General features: G+C 38.0%; 15 protein-coding genes. 14 read left to right on the top strand and 1 reads right to left on the bottom strand.

The window, feature by feature from the left end; all coding sequences use genetic code 11:
- The 3 genes from NQ163_RS12270 to NQ163_RS12280 form a co-directional block, all read left to right on the top strand.
- The coding region (locus tag NQ163_RS12270) for a hypothetical protein (RefSeq protein ID WP_268190607.1) at positions 1-1,770 on the top strand (1,770 nt) is incomplete at its 5' end.
- 32 nt (positions 1,771-1,802) lie between these two features.
- On the top strand, positions 1,803-3,035 hold the full coding sequence (locus tag NQ163_RS12275) for a nucleoside recognition domain-containing protein (protein WP_268190608.1): 1,233 nt from the start codon (positions 1,803-1,805) through the stop codon (positions 3,033-3,035).
- A 149-nt stretch (positions 3,036-3,184) separates the two neighbouring features.
- Positions 3,185-3,391, top strand: coding sequence for an RNA-binding S4 domain-containing protein (locus tag NQ163_RS12280; protein ID WP_110363871.1), 207 nt, complete (start codon positions 3,185-3,187; stop codon positions 3,389-3,391).
- Between the two features lie 127 nt (positions 3,392-3,518).
- On the opposite strand, the gene NQ163_RS12285 is transcribed toward NQ163_RS12280, so the two are convergent.
- Entirely contained in the window at positions 3,519-3,902 is a 384-nt protein-coding gene (locus NQ163_RS12285) for an SRPBCC domain-containing protein (protein ID WP_120238866.1), read from the bottom strand.
- Between the two features lie 280 nt (positions 3,903-4,182).
- Here NQ163_RS12285 and NQ163_RS12290 point away from each other — a divergent pair, with 280 nt between their 5' ends.
- The 11 genes from NQ163_RS12290 (at position 4,183) to NQ163_RS12340 (ending at position 17,790) form a co-directional block, all read left to right on the top strand.
- Complete coding sequence (locus NQ163_RS12290; RefSeq protein WP_268190609.1) at positions 4,183-5,487, top strand: dihydrolipoamide acetyltransferase family protein; 1,305 nt, start codon at positions 4,183-4,185, stop codon at positions 5,485-5,487.
- Positions 5,488-5,489: 2 nt separating this feature from the next.
- Complete coding sequence (locus tag NQ163_RS12295; protein WP_268190610.1) at positions 5,490-7,580, top strand: alpha-ketoacid dehydrogenase subunit alpha/beta; 2,091 nt, start codon at positions 5,490-5,492, stop codon at positions 7,578-7,580.
- Positions 7,581-7,729: 149 nt separating this feature from the next.
- Entirely contained in the window at positions 7,730-8,239 is a 510-nt protein-coding gene (locus NQ163_RS12300; protein ID WP_268190611.1) for a flavodoxin, read from the top strand.
- Positions 8,240-8,367: 128 nt separating this feature from the next.
- Positions 8,368-8,583, top strand: coding sequence for a hypothetical protein (locus NQ163_RS12305; protein ID WP_268190612.1), 216 nt, complete (start codon positions 8,368-8,370; stop codon positions 8,581-8,583).
- 15 nt (positions 8,584-8,598) lie between these two features.
- Complete coding sequence (locus NQ163_RS12310) at positions 8,599-8,958, top strand: transposase (protein ID WP_268190613.1); 360 nt, start codon at positions 8,599-8,601, stop codon at positions 8,956-8,958.
- A gap of 522 nt (positions 8,959-9,480) precedes the next feature.
- Positions 9,481-11,658: a S9 family peptidase gene (locus NQ163_RS12315; RefSeq protein ID WP_268190614.1), complete on the top strand. Its 2,178-nt coding sequence runs from the start codon at positions 9,481-9,483 to the stop codon at positions 11,656-11,658.
- A 763-nt stretch (positions 11,659-12,421) separates the two neighbouring features.
- Positions 12,422-12,775 (top strand): hypothetical protein, encoded by a 354-nt coding sequence (locus NQ163_RS12320; protein WP_268190615.1) that lies wholly within the window; start codon positions 12,422-12,424, stop codon positions 12,773-12,775.
- Between the two features lie 97 nt (positions 12,776-12,872).
- Positions 12,873-13,442, top strand: coding sequence for a hypothetical protein (locus NQ163_RS12325; RefSeq protein ID WP_268190616.1), 570 nt, complete (start codon positions 12,873-12,875; stop codon positions 13,440-13,442).
- A gap of 30 nt (positions 13,443-13,472) precedes the next feature.
- Positions 13,473-14,210 carry a hypothetical protein gene (locus NQ163_RS12330; RefSeq protein ID WP_268190617.1) on the top strand — a complete coding sequence of 246 codons (738 nt, stop codon included), beginning with the start codon at positions 13,473-13,475 and terminating at the stop codon, positions 14,208-14,210.
- A 56-nt stretch (positions 14,211-14,266) separates the two neighbouring features.
- A complete protein-coding gene (locus tag NQ163_RS12335; RefSeq protein ID WP_268190618.1) occupies positions 14,267-14,842 on the top strand; it encodes a hypothetical protein in 576 nt (191 codons plus the stop codon).
- A 542-nt stretch (positions 14,843-15,384) separates the two neighbouring features.
- The gene (locus NQ163_RS12340) at positions 15,385-17,790 is read left to right on the top strand and encodes an ABC transporter permease (protein WP_268190619.1); all 2,406 of its coding nucleotides are present in this window, start codon (positions 15,385-15,387) and stop codon (positions 17,788-17,790) included.
- The last annotated feature ends 61 nt before the right edge of the window (positions 17,791-17,851 follow it).

The following is a 17,851-nucleotide window of genomic DNA, read 5'->3' on the forward strand; positions in this document are numbered from 1 at the left end:
GATGAGAAATATACGGCTATCATAGCTTTGGCAGATTCTCAGTTCGAATCAGGAGATTATACCTCAGCGAAAACATCTTATTCTGATGCCTTGGCGTTGAAAGCAGGGGAACAATATCCAAAATCGCAGATTACAAAGATTGATGAGTTGTTGGCAGCACAGCAACGACAGGCTGATGAAGCAGCGAGATTGGCAGCAGAGACGAAAGCTCTGGATGAGAAATATGCATCCATTATTGCTATGGCAGATTCTCAGTTCGAATCAGGAGATTATACCTCAGCGAAAACATCTTATTCTGATGCTTTGGCATTGAAAGCTGAGGAACAATATCCAAAATCGCAGATTGCAAAGATTGATGATTTGCTGGCAGCTCAGCAACGACAGGCTGATGAAGCAGCACGCCTGGCAGCAGAGACGAAAGCTCTGGATGAGAAATATGCTTCTGTAATTGCTATGGCAGACTCTCAGTTTGAAAATCAGGAATACAATTTGTCGCGTGAAAGCTATAAAGATGCGCTAAATATGAAACCTTCTGAGCTGTACCCAAGGGAGCAATTAAAGAAGATTTCGGAAATGTTTGCTGAGCAAAAGAGACAAGCAGAGGAAGAAGCAAAGCTTTTAGCGGAGAAACAATTGAATGAGAACAAATATCTGAAATTGATTAAGTCGGCAGATGAATATTTCGAATCAGAGAAGTGGAATTCTGCTTCAAGAGATTATCATGGAGCATTGAAGCTAAAACCAGAAGAACAATATCCACAAAGTAAAATAGATGAAATTGAAGCGATTTTAGCTGATTTGGAAAGAAAAGCGAATGCAAAATCAGAACTGAAAAATCAGTATGACAAATTAATTGAAATAGCGGATAAGCAATTTACCAATGAGGAATACGATTTTGCAGTACTGAAATATCAAGAGGCTTTAGAGTTAATGCCAAAAGAGTCGTATCCAAAAACTCAAATCAAGAGAATTGAAGTGATTCTGGAGCGCAGATCAATAGCGGAAAGAAAAGAGCAAGAGTTGAATTTAAGATATAGTGAAGAGTTAGAAAAGGCAGAGGATTTCTTCAAAAAAGAACAATTTAGTGTTGCCAGACATCATTACAAAGCAGCATTGGAAATTAAGCCTAAGGAAAAATATCCGAAAGAGAAGTTAGAGGAAATCAATGAAAGGTTGCAGGCCTTAAAAAATGCAGAACAAGAAGCCATTGCAAACAATCCAACAAATTTCGATAAGAAACTTTCTATCATTAAAGAAAGAGAATACGCAGGATTGATTCAAAAGGCAGACAATGCTTTTCAAACCTCTCAATACACGGTTTCGAAAGTGATGTATGAAAGAGCTTTGAGCTTGTTTGATAGAGAATATCCGAAGAAACAACTGAAGGAAATTGACAAATTAATTCGCGAAGAGAAGAACTCTGCTTTATCGGAAGAGTACAAACAACTGATTGCAAAGGGAGACAAAGAGTTGTCTGCGAATCATTATTCGGTTGCCAAATTTTATTACAATAAAGCAATCGCTTTGAACAAAAAGGAGAAATACCCTAAAAATCAATTGAAGAAGATTGATGAATTGTTGAAATCGAAGAAAAATCTGAAGTTGGATAAAGAGTATGAGGAAGTCATTACAAGAGCTGATTCTGCTTTTGATAAAGGAAACTTAACGGTAGCCAGATTTTATTACAAGAAAGCACTACAAATAAAATCAGGTGAAGATTATCCAAAAGAAAGGCTTAAAATGATTCAATCTAAACGAAGCAAAAAGTAATTTTGTATTTTCATTCTATTTAAGAACACAGTATGGCATTAAACTATCTCTTTATTTTCTTTTTTCTGATTGCCTTTGTTGTAGGTTTAATCAAGCTTATTTTTTGGGGAGACTTGGATGTATTCCCGGCAATGATTGATTCTACTTTTAGCATGGCCAAAACAGGCTTCGATATTTCTCTTGGATTAACGGGCGTATTGACCCTTTGGCTGGGAATCATGAAAATAGGTGAGAATGGTGGAATTGTAAGAGTATTTTCAAGGTTAATAGGGCCATTCTTTAACAAGCTGTTCCCGGAATTGCCTAAGAGTCATCCTGCACATGGTTCAATCATGATGAATTTGGCAGCCAATATGTTGGGATTGGACAATGCGGCTACTCCTCTTGGTTTAAAGGCCATGAAGGAAATGCAGGAAGCCAATCCCGATAAGGATAAGGCTTCGAATGCTCAAATTATGTTCCTGGTTTTAAATACTTCCGGACTAACGATTATTCCGATTTCCATTATGGTATATCGTGCTCAATTGGGAGCAGCGAATCCATCGGATATATTTATACCAATATTACTGGCTACCTATTTTTCTACCATTGCAGGTTTAATTAGTGTGTCAATCGTGCAAAAAATCAAATTGTGGGACCGAACCATATTGTCTTATTTGGGAGGATTGACTGCCATTATCATTGGAATCATAGCATATTTCTCAAGTCTGGAAAAAGAACAGATTACGACAGTTTCAACGGTTATAAGTAATGTGTTCCTGTTTGGGATTATTATTTCATTTATTCTTTTGGCAGCTAAAAATAAGGTGAATGTATATGAAAGTTTTATTGATGGAGCCAAAGAAGGATTTAATATTGCCGTAAAAATTATACCCTATTTGATCGCTATATTGGTTGCCATTGGTGTCTTCAGAGCGTCAGGTACAATGGATCTTTTTGTGGAAGGCATGAGAAGACTTTGCTTGTTGCTTTCGGTAGATCCGGATTTTGTTGAAGCTTTACCGACGGCCATGATGAAACCATTGAGCGGAAGTGGAGCCAGAGGAATGATGGTGGACGCTATGACCACGCATGGGGCAGACAGCTTTGTGGGACGATTGGCATCAACTTTACAGGGAGCAACTGATACTACTTTTTATATTATTGCAGTTTATTTTGGTGCGGTTGGAATCAAGAATACCAGGTATGCGGTTACTTGTGGTTTAATTGCTGATTTTGCAGGAATTATTGCAGCCATATTAATTGCTTATTTGTTCTTTCATTAGAAAATGATTTGACTTACTTTTGTGGCTCCAATACCGATTAGTTGTTAAAATACTCACTTAGATCGCTATGCTCAGAATTGAGTATTAACAGACTATCGGCATTATCCCTATGTGTATATTAACATTTAAGAGGTATAAAATTTAAGATCATGATTACATTTAAAATAGATACAGAATACATCGAACTGATTAAGCTTTTAAAAGCAACCCGTGTGAGTGAAAGTGGGGCACAGGCTAAAATATTTGTAGAAGACGGAATTGTAATGCGAAATGGTGAAGTTGAGACCAGAAAACGAGCTAAGATTCGTCCAGGTGATAAAATTGAGATATTCGATGAGGTGATTATCGTAGAATAATAATAACGATCGATATGAAAAAAGCGCAAGAACCATTTAAGTTCTTGCGCTTTTTTTTGGGTAAGTCAAAGGGTGACTAATTTGCATCAAGCTTATTAGTTACCCATTGACTTTGTAAGTTCTATCATTAATAGAATTCAAGAAAGTTCTTCACTGAATCCAGATAATATTCCTTCCAACCTTCTACAATCTCTTCATAAGCATCATCAGGAATGTTTGTATGTGTTAATTCAATACGAGTATCTTTTCCTGCCTTTTTCAAGATCATGCTAACAATTGATGGGTTTTCTGTTTCTCCAAAAAACCATTCCTGAACAATCTTATAATCTTTGACCATCTCCAAATTGCATCCTGAAATATCTCCTTCCCAAAGAGAAAAAACAGTTCCAACTTTATCGTCCATTGTGGCAGGGTATCCAGTCCATAATTCAATTTGAAAAGAATTGGTTAAAGCAGTGTAAACTTCTTCCTGACTTGCGCTAATATTAAATTGATAGGTAAATTCTTTCATGAGATTCTGATTTGTGATTGCAAAATTAAGTCAAAATGCTAACAAATCCTTTAGTTAATTGTAATTAATTCAGAAAGGTTTAAAAACGTGGGTATTTGCTGTAAATACTGACTTGTATGATTTCAAATAAGTTACGATTTAATAAAATCGATAAGCTTATAGAAAAGTGTAATCTGGAGATTGCAAAATATTTAATCTTAAACAAGTCTAAATAAGAATAAAATTTTATATTTGTATCGATACATTTAAATATGAGTATAAATATTAAACGATAAGTTATATGTCTAGCTTTGAAATTCTAATGCCCAAAATGGGTGAGAGTGTGCAAGAGGCTACTATCACAAAAATGTTCGTGAAACTGAACGATCAGGTTGAAGAAGATGATGTGCTTTTTGAAATTGCAACGGACAAAGTGGATTCAGAAATTCCTTCTCCAGTAGAAGGCAAGATAGTAGAAATTCGCTTTAAAGAGGATGATTTGGTTCCTGTTGGAGAAGTTGTTGCGGTAATTGCAATGGGTGATGCCGATGATGTTGCAGATAGTCCTGAGGAAGAACAAAGTGACAGGGAAGAGGTGCTTGTTGAAGAAACTGTTGTGGCCGAAGTTGTAGATGATTTTAAATCAGAAAGTGGTCGTTTTTATTCTCCATTGGTGAAGAGTATTGCGAAAAATGAGAACATTTCCATTCAAGAATTGGATTCCATTCAAGGAAAGGGTAAGGATGGTAGAGTACAAAAGCAAGATGTATTAAATTACCTATCTCAGAGAAATGGATCAGTTGTTGCTCCTGTTGAGAAAGCAGTACAAGAAGTACAAGCAGCAAAATCGGTAGCACAGGAAATCGAAAAGCCAAAAGTTTCCATGTCAGTTGGAGCGCAGGATCAGATTGTAGAAATGGATCGAATGAGAAGAATTATTGCGGATCATATGGTAATGTCGAAGCAAACTTCTCCTCACGTAACTGCCATGGTTGAAGCTGATGTTACCGATATGGTGAATTGGAGAAATAAAGTAAAGGATGAATTCTTTAAAAAAGAGAAAACCAAACTTACCTTCATGCCAATTATTATTGAAGCAGTTGCCAAGGCATTAAGAGAATTCCCGGGAATTAATGCATCGGTGGATGCTTACAATGTAATCCTTAAGAAAGATATAAATATTGGTGTTGCAGTAGCACTGCCTAGTAACAACCTAATAGTGCCGGTAATTAAAAATGCTGATCACAAGAATCTGATTGGCTTGGCAAATGATATGAACCAGTTGGCCGATGATGCAAGAAATAATAATCTAAACCCGGATGACATTCAAGGTGGAACATTCACCATTTCGAACTTTGGATCCTTTAAGAATGTAATGGGTACACCCATTATTAACCAGCCACAGGTAGCCATACTTGCTGTTGGTACCATTGAAAAGAAGCCAGCGGTAATGGAAACTCCTGCCGGAGATGTAATTGTGCCGCGCCAAAAGATGTTCCTGTCATTATCGTACGACCACAGAGTTGTGGATGGAGCTTTGGGAGGAGCATTCCTAAGAAAAATTGCAGACTACCTGGAAGAATTTGATATCAACAGATCTATTTAATTATGGAAACATTAGAATTAACCTCAGTTGAGAAAGAAAAGAATAAGAAGATGACCGAGACGAAAAAATTTAGTATTAAGAACACTTCCAAAGAATTGTTGGGTCGTTGGTATCATTTAATGACTCTTGGTAGAGCATTGGACGAAAAGGCACCTAACTATCTGAAGCAGGCGATTGGATGGTCCTACCATGCACCTTATGCAGGACATGATGGAATTCAGTTGGCCATTGGTCAGGTGTTCGACAAGGAAACAGATCATTTATTCCCTTACTATAGAGATATGCTAACCTCAATTTCAGCTGGATTAACAGCCGAAGAGGTAATCTTTAACGGAATTTCGAAAGATACCGATGTTGCAGGTGGTGGACGACACATGTCGAATCACTTTGCAAAACCAGAGTGGAACATTCACAATGTATCATCATGTACAGGAAATCATACGCTGCATGCAGTAGGTGTTGGTCGTGCCATGAAGAAATACAAGCACGAAGGTGTGGTGTTTAGCTCGCAGGGAGAATCATCGGTATCGGAAGGATACGTTTATGAAGCCATTAATGGAGCAACCAATGAGCAATTGCCAGTTGTTTTTGTTTTTCAGGATAATGGATATGGAATTTCTGTTCCTAAGAAAGATCAAACTGCAAATCGTAAGGTAGCAGACAACTTCCGTGGAATGAAATACCTGAAAATCATTCACTGCAATGGTAAAGATGTGTTTGATTCGATGAACGCCGTTTTGGAAGCCAAAGAATATGCATTGGCAAATTCTACTCCTGTTATTGTACAAGCCAACTGTGTGAGAATGGGTTCACACTCGAACTCAGATCGTCATGAGCTGTATCGCGATAACGCAGAATTGAACTACGTTCAGGAGTACGATCCGTTAGCGAAGTACCGCAGAATGTTGGTTCGCTACAAGCGATTTACCGAAGAGGAACTTCAGGCCATTGAGGCAGAGGTGAAGCAGGAAGTCAAAAAAGCACACAAAGCAGGTTTAACTGCACCGGATCCTGATCCGGCATCTATTTATGATTTTGTATTGCCTGAAGCCTACGTATCAGAAAAATATCCGGAAGGAACACATGATTTTACAGGGAATGAGAAAAAGCTGATTGAAGGTTTGAATGAAACCCTGAAAGCAGAATTCCGTCACAATCCGGACACATACATTTGGGGACAAGATATTGCCAACAAAGACAAGGGTGGTATTTTCAACGTTTCGAAAGGAATGCAGCAGGAATTTGGTAAGGAAAGGGTATTTAATGCTCCGATTGCCGAAGACTTTATCATGGGAACAGCCAATGGGATGAGCCGTTTTAATGATAAGATCAGGGTTGTAGTTGAAGGTGCTGAGTTTGCTGATTACTTCTGGCCGGCAATGGAACAGTTTGTGGATACTACTCACGATTACTGGAGATCGAAAGGTCAGTTCTCACCAAACATTACCGTTCGTTTGGCATCCGGTGGATACATTGGAGGTGGATTGTATCATTCACAAAATATTGAAGGAGCATTAACCACATTACCAGGGGTTCGAATTGTTTACCCATCCTATGCCGATGATGCTGCAGGATTGCTAAGAACCAGTATGCGTTCGAGAGGTATGACAGTATTCATGGAACCAAAGGCTTTGTACAACGATCCTAAGGCAGCGACTCCGGTACCGGAAGATTTCGAAGTTCCTTTTGGTAAGGCACGCGTGAGAAGAGAAGGTTCTGATTTGACAATCGTAACTTATGGAAACACCACTCACATGTGTGTTGAGGTGGCTGACAAATTAGCGGAAGAATCTGGTAAGCAGGTGGAAGTAATCGATCTTCGTTCTTTAATTCCTTTGGACAAAGAAACGGTATTGAAATCGGTAGCGAAAACCAATAAAGTGCTTGTTGTTCACGAAGACAAAGTGTTCTCAGGATTTGGAGCAGAAATCTCGGCCATGATTACTGAAGAGGCATTTGAAAAGTTAGATGCACCAGTAAAACGTGTAGGATCAACATTTACTCCTGTAGGATTTAATAGAATTCTGGAAAGAGCGATTCTTCCAAACAACGATAAGATTTACGCAGCAGTAAAAGATCTGTTGGAATATTAGAAAGTAAAAGAGTGAAAGAGTAAAAAAGTCTTCATGTTAAACTCTATGAGTAGAAGCTATTAAATGACTTCACTCTTATTCAATATTATTAATTTACGGAGCTGTATATAGTCTTGAGGCTTGCTACTCTGTACTTGATACTTTTAAAGATGAAAAAAATAGGATTATTCTATAGTTTCAATACAATAAAGACAGCGAAGAATGCAGAGAAAATTAAGAATGCATTTGGTGATGCTGCAGATATCGACAAAGTAAATGTTGAAGAAATAAACGAGGAAATATTCTTGAGCTACGACAATATGGTATTGGGTGTTCCTACCTGGTTCGATGGGGAATTGCCAAACTATTGGGATGAGTTTATGCCAGCCATTGAAGACCTGAAACTAAAAGGCAAAACAGTTGCTTTGTTTGGTTTGGGTGATCAGGTTGGCTATCCGGAGAATTTTGTGGATGCCATTGGAATTCTGGCCAATGCTTTGGAAGAAAGAGGAGCAAAAGTGATTGGATTGACATCAACAGAAGGCTTCACATTCGAACGATCGGCAGCTTTGCGTGATGGAAAATTCTTAGGTCTTGCACTGGATATCGAAAATCAGGCAGCTTTGAGCAACGATAGAATTAAAGATTGGGTTGAACAATTGAAAGGAGAGTTCAATTAGGCGATAGCAGATATTAATTAATGAAATTACATTACATGTAGAGACGTACGGCCGTACGTCTCTATTTTTTTTATACGATATCAAATCATTAAATTTAAATGATATATGATTCGTATCTGCACACAAAAATGAACAAGTTCCAAAACAAATATAGAATTCCATCGGCGAGGGCCACATGGTGGGATTATTCCAGTGAAGGTTTGTATTTTATTACAATCTGTACTCAGAATCAGGAAACATTGTTTGGTGAAATTGAATCGGAACAAATGATTTTATCGCCAATAGGTAAGATTGTTGAAGAAGAGTGGTTAAAATCATTTTCAATACGCAAGGAATTGTATTGAGAAGAATATGTAATCATGCCGAATCATATTCATGCCATATTGCAAATTAAAAATGATGGAAATGATCCTGTAGAGACGCACGGTAGTGCGTCTACATCAAACCAACAACACCCTGTAAAGAAGCACGGCCGTGCGTCTCTACCCAATGATAATGGGGTGGCATATCGCCCACCAAAATCCATATCATCATTCGTTGCAGGTTTTAAATCGGCAACAACCACCAAAATCAATCAATACCGACAATCAAAAATGCCGGTGTGGCAAACCCGTTTTCATGATCGTATTATTCGTGATTTTGAGGAATATCATCGTATTCAAAATTACATCATCGATAATCCAAGGAATTGGAAGAAGGATAAATTGTACATTAGGTAGAGACGCACGGCCGTGCGTCTACATCATGTCACCCAATATCGCAGAGACGCACGGCCGTGCGTCTACATCATGTCACCCAATATCGCAGAGACGCACGGCCGTGCGTCTGTACAGGAATGATAAATTAATTAGAATCATTATAAATCCATTACAGTACAAAATACAATGGAATCTAGAATGCTGAAAAATTTATAGATTTACCGATACTTATGCACGACATTACAATCATACTACAAAACAGATCGTACAAAGGTCTTTATGAATGCTGGATTTGTTGATACAGCTACATTTCTACATCTCTAAGCAGAGATAGATAGCCTTGTGTGGCTAACTCCCAATAAGAATACACGAATTAACTAAAAATAGGAACTCACGCTCATTTAGATGCAGCAGTGGGTTGTATTTTAATGAACCAAACTCAATGATGAAACGTGCATTTCTAAATAATTATTAACTCATACACTAGAATAATTATTTAGGAATGGAAAGTTCCATCTGGCAATTGAAAAAAGAATAAAACAGATGAACAAACTAACATTACTATTACTAGCCTTTTTGTGCGTATTTGGTGTGCAGGCACAAAAAAGTTTCCAGTTGGAAGATATTACCAACAAAGGAACCTTCTATGCCCGATCGGTTTACGGATTAAGATCGATGAAAAGTGGCGCAAGCTATACGGTATTAAAGCAGGGACAAAAAATTGAGCAATATGCTTATGCCACCGGTGAATTGGAAGAGGTTATTTTCGATTTGAAGGCCTTGAATCAAGAGGATATCAAACGAATTGATGGTTACCAATTCTCGGCAGACGAAAGAAAGATTTTGATTACAACGAATCGTGAGGACATTTATCGTCATTCATTCTCGGCAGAGTTTTTTGTGTATGATAGAGACAAGAAAACACTGGAAAAACTATCGGAAGGAAGACAGCAATTGGCAGATTTCTCTCCATCAGGAGAAATGGTGTGTTTCTTTAGAAAGAACAATCTGTTCGTTAAGGATTTGAAATCAGGAAAAGAGACACAGTTCACTTTCGATGGAAAATACAATCACATTATTAATGGTGCGCCAGACTGGGTATACGAAGAGGAGTTTTCGTTTTGGCAGGCTTACCAATGGTCGCCTGATGGCAAAAGAATTGCCTACATGCGCTTTGATGAGAGTGAAGTGAAACAGTTTAATATGACTGTGTTTAAAGGCTTGAATCCTGAAAAGAAAGCTAACGCTTTGTATCCAGAAAACTATACTTTCAAATACCCAAAGGCGGGAGAGAAGAATTCGGTAGTAAGTGTGCATGTTTACGATTTGGAAAGTGGCAAAACCACTAGCGTTGATGTGGGAGAAGAAACCGATCAGTACATACCAAGAATCAAGTGGACACAAGATCCGAAGGTGTTAAGCTTGGTAAGAATGAATCGTCACCAGAATCATTACGAGTTGTTGCTGGCAAATGCTGACAATGGTAAAACCAACTTGTTGTACGAAGAAAAGAACAAGGCTTGGGTAGATGTGAACGATGATTTGACCTTCTTGAAAGACAACAAGCACTTTATTGTAACCAGCGAAAAATCGGGATTCAACCACATCTATTTGTACAATATGAAAGGCGAGTTGGTTCGACAGGTAACCAAAGGTGATTGGGAAGTAAGCAAGTACCTTGGATATGATGAGGACAAGAAACTGTTCTACTACCAGGCTGCAGCTGTTTCTCCATTACAAAGAGAAATCTATTCGATAGATATCAAAGGAAAAAGAACACAAAAGCTGAGCGAGCAAGAAGGAACAAACTCGGCAAAATTCAGCAAGGGATTCAAATACTTTATCAATTACTATTCGGCCAATGGAGTACCAACAGTGGTAACGCTTCACAATGCCAAAGGAAAGTTGATTCGTACCCTGGAAGACAACAAAGATTTGAAAAAGAGATTGCAGGAGTACGAGATTCCAAAGCGTGAGTTCTTCTCCTTCGAAACATCGGAAGGTGTGAAATTGAATGCATGGATGATGAAACCGATAGGTTTTGATGAAAACAAGGAATATCCTGCATTGTTGCACTTTTATGGTGGTCCTGGTTCTCAGCAAGTACTTGATAGATATAAATTTGACTGGCTGGAGTATTTGGCACAGGAAGGTTTTGTGGTTGTGGTAGTAGATAACCGTGGAACTGGTGGACGCGGAGAGGCTTTCAAGAAATGTACCTACCTGCAGATTCAGAACCTGGAAGCCATCGATCTGATTGAAACCGGAAAGTACATGGCAAAACAACCATTCATTGCTGCCGATAAAATTGGTGTGTATGGATGGAGTTTTGGCGGACAGATGTCATCGTTGTGTATGTTCCGCGGAGCAGATGTGTTTGCAGCAGGAATTGCGGTGGCACCGGTAACTACCTATCGTTATTACGATAGCATTTACTCGGAACGTTACCTAAGAACACCACAAGAAAATCCGGAAGGATACGATGATTATGCACCAATCAATTTTGCAGATCAGCTAAAAGGAAAGTTCTTGCTGATTCACGGAACATCGGATGATAATGTTCATGTACAGAATACCCTTGAACTGTCGGAGGTATTGGTACAGCATAATAAAAAATTCGAGATGTTCCTGTATACCAATCGCAATCATGGCATTTACGGGGGACAAACCAGATTGCATTTGTTTACCAAGATGCTGGATTTTTTGAAGGAAAACCTTTAGCTATGATCAATTAATAGAGAATAATAGATAGCTACCAATGTTTTGGTGGCTTGATCAGATAAATGGGGAAGAGGTGCTTGATGCGCCTCTTTTGTTTTGTATGGCTTGTACCTCATTCCCAATCGGAACAGGCTCTGATAGAGAAGGAACTAAAAGTTTGAGTGTAGTATGGATATGCTGCAGCAGTCATTTCCCTTCCTCAGTGAGAGGGTGAGGGGATTGTATAAAATGACGCTTATGAATTAATAATCGGGATTATACTTCAATCATTTTTTAATTAAGATGGTATAAGCTGCCAAGTGATTGGTGGCTTTTCTTTTGGTAAGGTTAATCAAAGAATACAATAGTTTACAAGCTTATTAATTATTTAAAATAAATCTATATGTATTGGGATACATAAATTGGTAGGGAATGGTTAAATTGGTGATCATTATATCAACAACAAGGTGAAAATTGAATGAGTATTACACCAGATAACTATATATTAAGCATGTTTATGGTTTCGATAAGTGGCAACACTTGATGCTCTCACTCAAAGTGAGGGTACCAATATATAATGAATGAGAGCCTCACTTGAAGTGAGACCCTCATACATGTAAAATGAATCCCCCTGCAGGTGCGCGATTCTATCGCGTTCCATTTTTAAGATAGAACCACACGAGAGGACTCGTGCGGTAGCGAGGGGTTTGCATTGGGCAAGGTCCGACTTGCAAACTCGAACCAGCTATGAGAGCATATAAAAACAAAAACTAAACCTGATTGAATGTCTAAAATAAAAACCATGAAATTAATCTCATTGATATTAATTGCCTTTATTCTTTTTTCTTTTACTCAAGACAAGGAGGAAAAACTAGAAATCAACATTAAAAATCTTTGTGGTGCTTATGGTGGAGACGAAGAAACAGAAAATGCACATTTTGGAATTTATGAAGATGTGATTTACTATCCTGATGCTGACCTGGAACTAAAATATGAATTAAGAAAGGATACTATAATCACAATTGACAGCGAGAAAAATATAGGAAAGTGGTTAATTTTAAAATTAACAACAGATTCTTTAGTTTTCTACGATATCAATTATGACCTAAAAACATCATTAAATAGAAGAAAAAAATAGAAAAATCCCGCTGGTGCACGATTCTATCGCGTTCCATTTTTAAGATAGAACCACACGAGAGGACTCGTGCGGTAGCGATGACAAAATGAATGAAGTTATGGATAGTGAAAAAATAGCCTTATTTGATATGGACGGAACCATTTGTGACTATGTTGGTTCGATGAATTTGGAGTTGGAAAAATTGAGAGCACCCAATGAGCCAATTGTAGATCCGTTTATGGTGGGTGATGCACCCGAATATCAGTACCTATGGGACAGAATGGAATTGATCAAATCGGATGAGAAGTGGTGGGCCAATCTTCCGAAATACCAATTGGGTTTTGATATTTTTAAGCTGACCAAAGAGTTGGGCTATCACAATGAGATCTTGACCCAGGCACCAAAGAAAAATCCGGCAGCTTTGGCGGGTAAGTTACAATGGATCATCAATAACATAGATGGAGAAATAGAGTTTACCATGACCCGAAATAAAAGCAGGCATTACGGAAAAATATTGGTGGATGACTATCCAGGTTACATCATTCCATGGCTAAAGCACCGTCCAAGAGGTTTGGTTGTAATGCCTTTGAATGAATACAACAAGGGATTTACCCATGAGAATGTGGTGGTGTATGATGGCAGCAATATTGATGAGGTGAAGAAGATCATCTCGGAGCGAATTGGGTGATTGCTTTTGGGAAATGAATAAAAACTAAATATGAGAAGAATAATTGCGTTTAGCATTTTGCTGCTTACATCTTGCTTTGTAAAAGCACAGCATGTTGATATACCTGCATCGTTCAAATACCTAAAATACATAGAGGTTGATGATAGAATGGAAATCTGTGCCTGGGATCATAACCCAATGTTGTTCTACAATGAGAACATTACCAATTTGATACAAAAACAAGTATTGAAAGGGCATCCTTTGTACTACGAAAATGCTGAATATTTTTTCATAACCGATGTAGCAAGAAGCAAGATTGATTACAAGAAGGATGAGTATTATAGGATAATCTTTAGTTCGGCAGAAAGTTGTGATCCAATGTATTCCATCTATAAGGAAGCGGGTGATAGTTTGATTAGCATGGGAACTATTGAATGTTTGGATTTATTTGTTCCTGGCAATGGGTATCTGTATTGCAGAGGTCATGCCAATACAACCTATAACAAGCGAAAGAAATATAAACTGGTTGAGGATCAACTGGTAGAGGTAAAACAGCCTTGTTATCATGTGGGGATTCGTAGTGAGATCATAGAAAGTATTGTTTTGTATACGGATAAAACACTAAAGGAAGAATTGGCAAAATTGCCAAAAGGAGCAGAGGTTGAGGTGCTATTGAATGAGGATGAAATGTTCCTGGTGAAAACCTCATTTGGTTTGGTTGGCTGGTGGAAACCTGAATCGCTTTATCCTAAAAGTCCGGTGCCTGGTTTGTATTTTCGTGGGGATTAGGAATCTGGTAAATTAAAATCGGCAAAGTGGAATAAAAATTCAAGAGTAATTACTGAATGAGTAGAAGTTTAGAAAATATACTAAGGAAGAACCTGGTTAAAGGAAGAGTTTCGAAGGGGAATAAAAAGCTTGATAACATTATTGTATTCCTATTTATTCTGGGGATAGCTCTGCTGACTTGTGAAATATACATTTACAGAAAGACATTGATTGAATTGAAAATTCCTTTGATGATTTGGTTAACGCCTGGAATTGTTCTAACACCTATTTTTTACAACAAGCTGAATGATATCGATGGGATGAAGGCACATTGGAGTCTTCACTACATTTTACATAGCTGCATGACAGGTGCGTTTGTATTATTTAGCTTTATGGCAGTGAACTATTTCTTTGCCGATAATGAAGTTGTAAGCAAAAAGTTTAAGGTGCAAGAAACAGGGAGTTTATCTGGTGGAAAAGGAAGCAGAAACAAAAGATCACCTTATGTAGTCATAAATTATGAAGGAATGGAAAAACAACTTGTTTTTTCAAATTCGCAGATGGATAAGGTAATGAACTCAAAGTGGGCAGTGCTGAAAGTAAGGAAAGGAAGATTAGGATTTGACGTGTTGGAAAACTACACGGTGAAATAGGCTTATCCAGAATGTGTAACTCACACGGAGTAAAGCGAGAGCTCTTTTTTATGAAAGTTACCAATGCCTGAATAAAACAGATAACGGTACTCTGTACCTTTATTATTTGTTAAATTGAAGAATCTACAAATATTACGGTGCCCTGCACCTAGGCATTATACAATTCATAATCACTAGAAAACAGCAGAGCTGCGCAAGATTTGTAGTTTAATTATTAACAAGTCAAGCTAGGTGCAGAGCACCGTAACTTTCATTTGTATAGTATCTACCTTATTATCATGAATGTTTTAATATAAAGTCCAATAGTAGAAAAATAAAAAAGTGGAATAGTCTAAATAGGGGAATGATTGAAGAGTTTGGAAGGGTGTGTAAGAGCATGTGTTAAAATGTCAAGAGTGCTGAAAACCGTACAGTGTAGTGTTCGATGGTGAACAGGTTTTAAGCGAAAATTCAAATGCTTTATTTTACAATTTGTTGATATTTAATGCTAAGTGAAGGCTGGTGTGGTATTTGATAAGACTTACGGATCAAAACCCAAACTTATGATACGAAACTATTTCCTGATTGCCTGGCGCAATTTGTTAAAGAACCGTGTGTTTACCTTGGTAAATATACTTGGACTTGCCATTGGTATAGCCGCATGTTTGTTTATTTCCTTGTATGTGAATTATCACAACAGTTATGACAGTTTTTATGATGATGTGGATGATATCTACCGCGTTAGATGGGAACGACACTCTCAAAAAGGAGATGAAATTCGTTTTGCATCTGCTTGTCCTGCTGTAGGGGAAACTTTTCAAGAAGCATTTCCAGAGGTTGAAGCCGTTGCACATTGTTACAATGCCCATGGTATTTTTAGCTATAAGGATAAAGTATTTCAGGAAGAAAGGGCTTATTGGGTAGACAATGAATATTTAAGCATGTTTTCCTTCGAGTTTGTAAAAGGAGATCAATCGAAAGCATTGATAGCAGAAAATTCAGTTGTGATTTCGGAAAGCACTGCCCAAAAGTATTTTCAAGCTGAAGATCCTGTCGGTAAACTTTTGAAGATGAATAAGGATTTGGCTTTGGAAGTGACGGGGGTTTTTAAGGATAGACCTTCGAATGTGCATTGTAAAACCGATGTGTTGATTTCTTACAAAACTTTGGCTCGTCATTATGGTCCGAGGGTAATGAAATCGTGGTTGTACAGTGGTTTTTATACTTACGTAAGATTAAAAAAAGGAAGCGATCCCAAACTGATCGAGGAAAAGGTTCCTGCTTTGCTGGAGAATAAAATCAGTGAAGTGCTGAAGAAATTCCAGTTGGAAATGTTTTTCTATTTGCAACCTGTTAAGGACATCCACCTGACCTCTCATTACATGCAGGAATTGGAAACCAACGGCGATAAAAAAACAGTAAGTTTCCTATACATCATTGCCTATTTTATCATACTGATTGCCTGGGTAAACTTTCTAAACTTGTCAACCATATCATATATCGGAAGAGCCAAGGAGGTAGGCCTCAGAAAAGTAGTAGGCGCTTCAAGAGCCAAAGTGATATTGCAGTTTTTAATGGAGTCTTTGTTTATCAATCTGATCGCTGTAGGTTTAGCAGTAATCTTCATTGAGTTGTTCATGTCTGGATTTAAAAACCTAACTGCCATTCCATTGGAATATAGTATTTGGCATCAAACCTGGTTTTACTGGAATTTACTGGCTATGCTCTTTGTTGGGGTATTCATATCAGGAATGTATCCGGTTTGGGGATTGAACTTTACGGATATGAATAAAATGCTGAAGGGAGAATACCAGGGAAGCAAGTCTGGGTTGGTACTTCGAAAAGGATTGGTTTTGTTACAATTTTTGATTTCGATTGTTTTGATTGCCGGTACCTTGAGTGTGATGATGCAGTTGAATCATATGCACAAGTTAGATCCGGGTTTTAACAAGAATGATATCGTAGTATTGAGCACGCCTATGGTTGGTGATTCCACTCTAATTCACCGAAGAGATGCCTTTCGGGAAGAGCTGAGTCGTCATCCGCAAATCAAAGCCGTTTCCTATTCTTCTTATGTGCCGGGAGAGGATATCAAATCAAATTTGGGAAGCATTTACCGCGAAGGGGATGAACCCACAGCCAGTAAAAACTACAGGTTGATCCAGGTAAACGAGGAGTTCTTGGATTTGTACGAAATGAAAATGCTAAAGGGAAGAAATTTCTCGAAACTTCATCTTTCGGATAGTAAGGCTGTTGTAATAAATGAGAAAGCAGCGTACCATTTGGGATACAAAAATCCAGCGGATGCCGTTGGGGATAATATATTTTTGAGTAGGGACAAGAGAAAAGTGATTGGGGTGATCAAGGACTATGCACATCAGACTCCTAAAGAAGAGCATGAACCCATTATCTTCCATACCCGACCTGGTGTCCTGGGCAGTTTGTCTGTAAAACTGGAAAGTCCGGTTTCCAAGAAGTTGATGCATTTTATTGAGGGTAAGTATCAGGATTTGTTTGATGGAAATCCGTTTAATTACTATGTGTTGAATGAAGCTTATGAAGCACAATATCAGGACGATATCCGATTTGGAAAAGTGTTTGGAATATTTGCCTTACTGGGGATTATCATCACCACTCTTGGTTTGTTGAGCTTGTCTGCTTTTACAGCCAACCAGCGTAAAAAAGAGATCGGTGTTCGTAAGGTTTTGGGCGCAAGTGTTAAAACCATATTGCTGATGCTATCGAAGGAATACTTTAGACTCCTGATTATTGCAACAGTAGTAATGTTACCATTGTTCTATTTTGGCATCAGTTATTGGTTGAATGGCTTTGCTTCACAAATGGAAATATCGGTATTGCTGTTTATTGTGCCTGTATTTGTTGTGGGAGTTGTAGCGATTTTAACAGTAAGCTACCAGTCCTACAGAACGGCCAATTTAAATCCTGTTGATTCGATTAAATATGAATAAAAAGTCGAATAGTCGAATAGTCGAACAGTCGAATAGTTGAAAAGAGGAATGGTAGAATAGC

The organism is Marinifilum sp. D737 (assembly GCF_026672275.1).
Lineage (GTDB): Bacteria > Bacteroidota > Bacteroidia > Bacteroidales > Marinifilaceae > Marinifilum.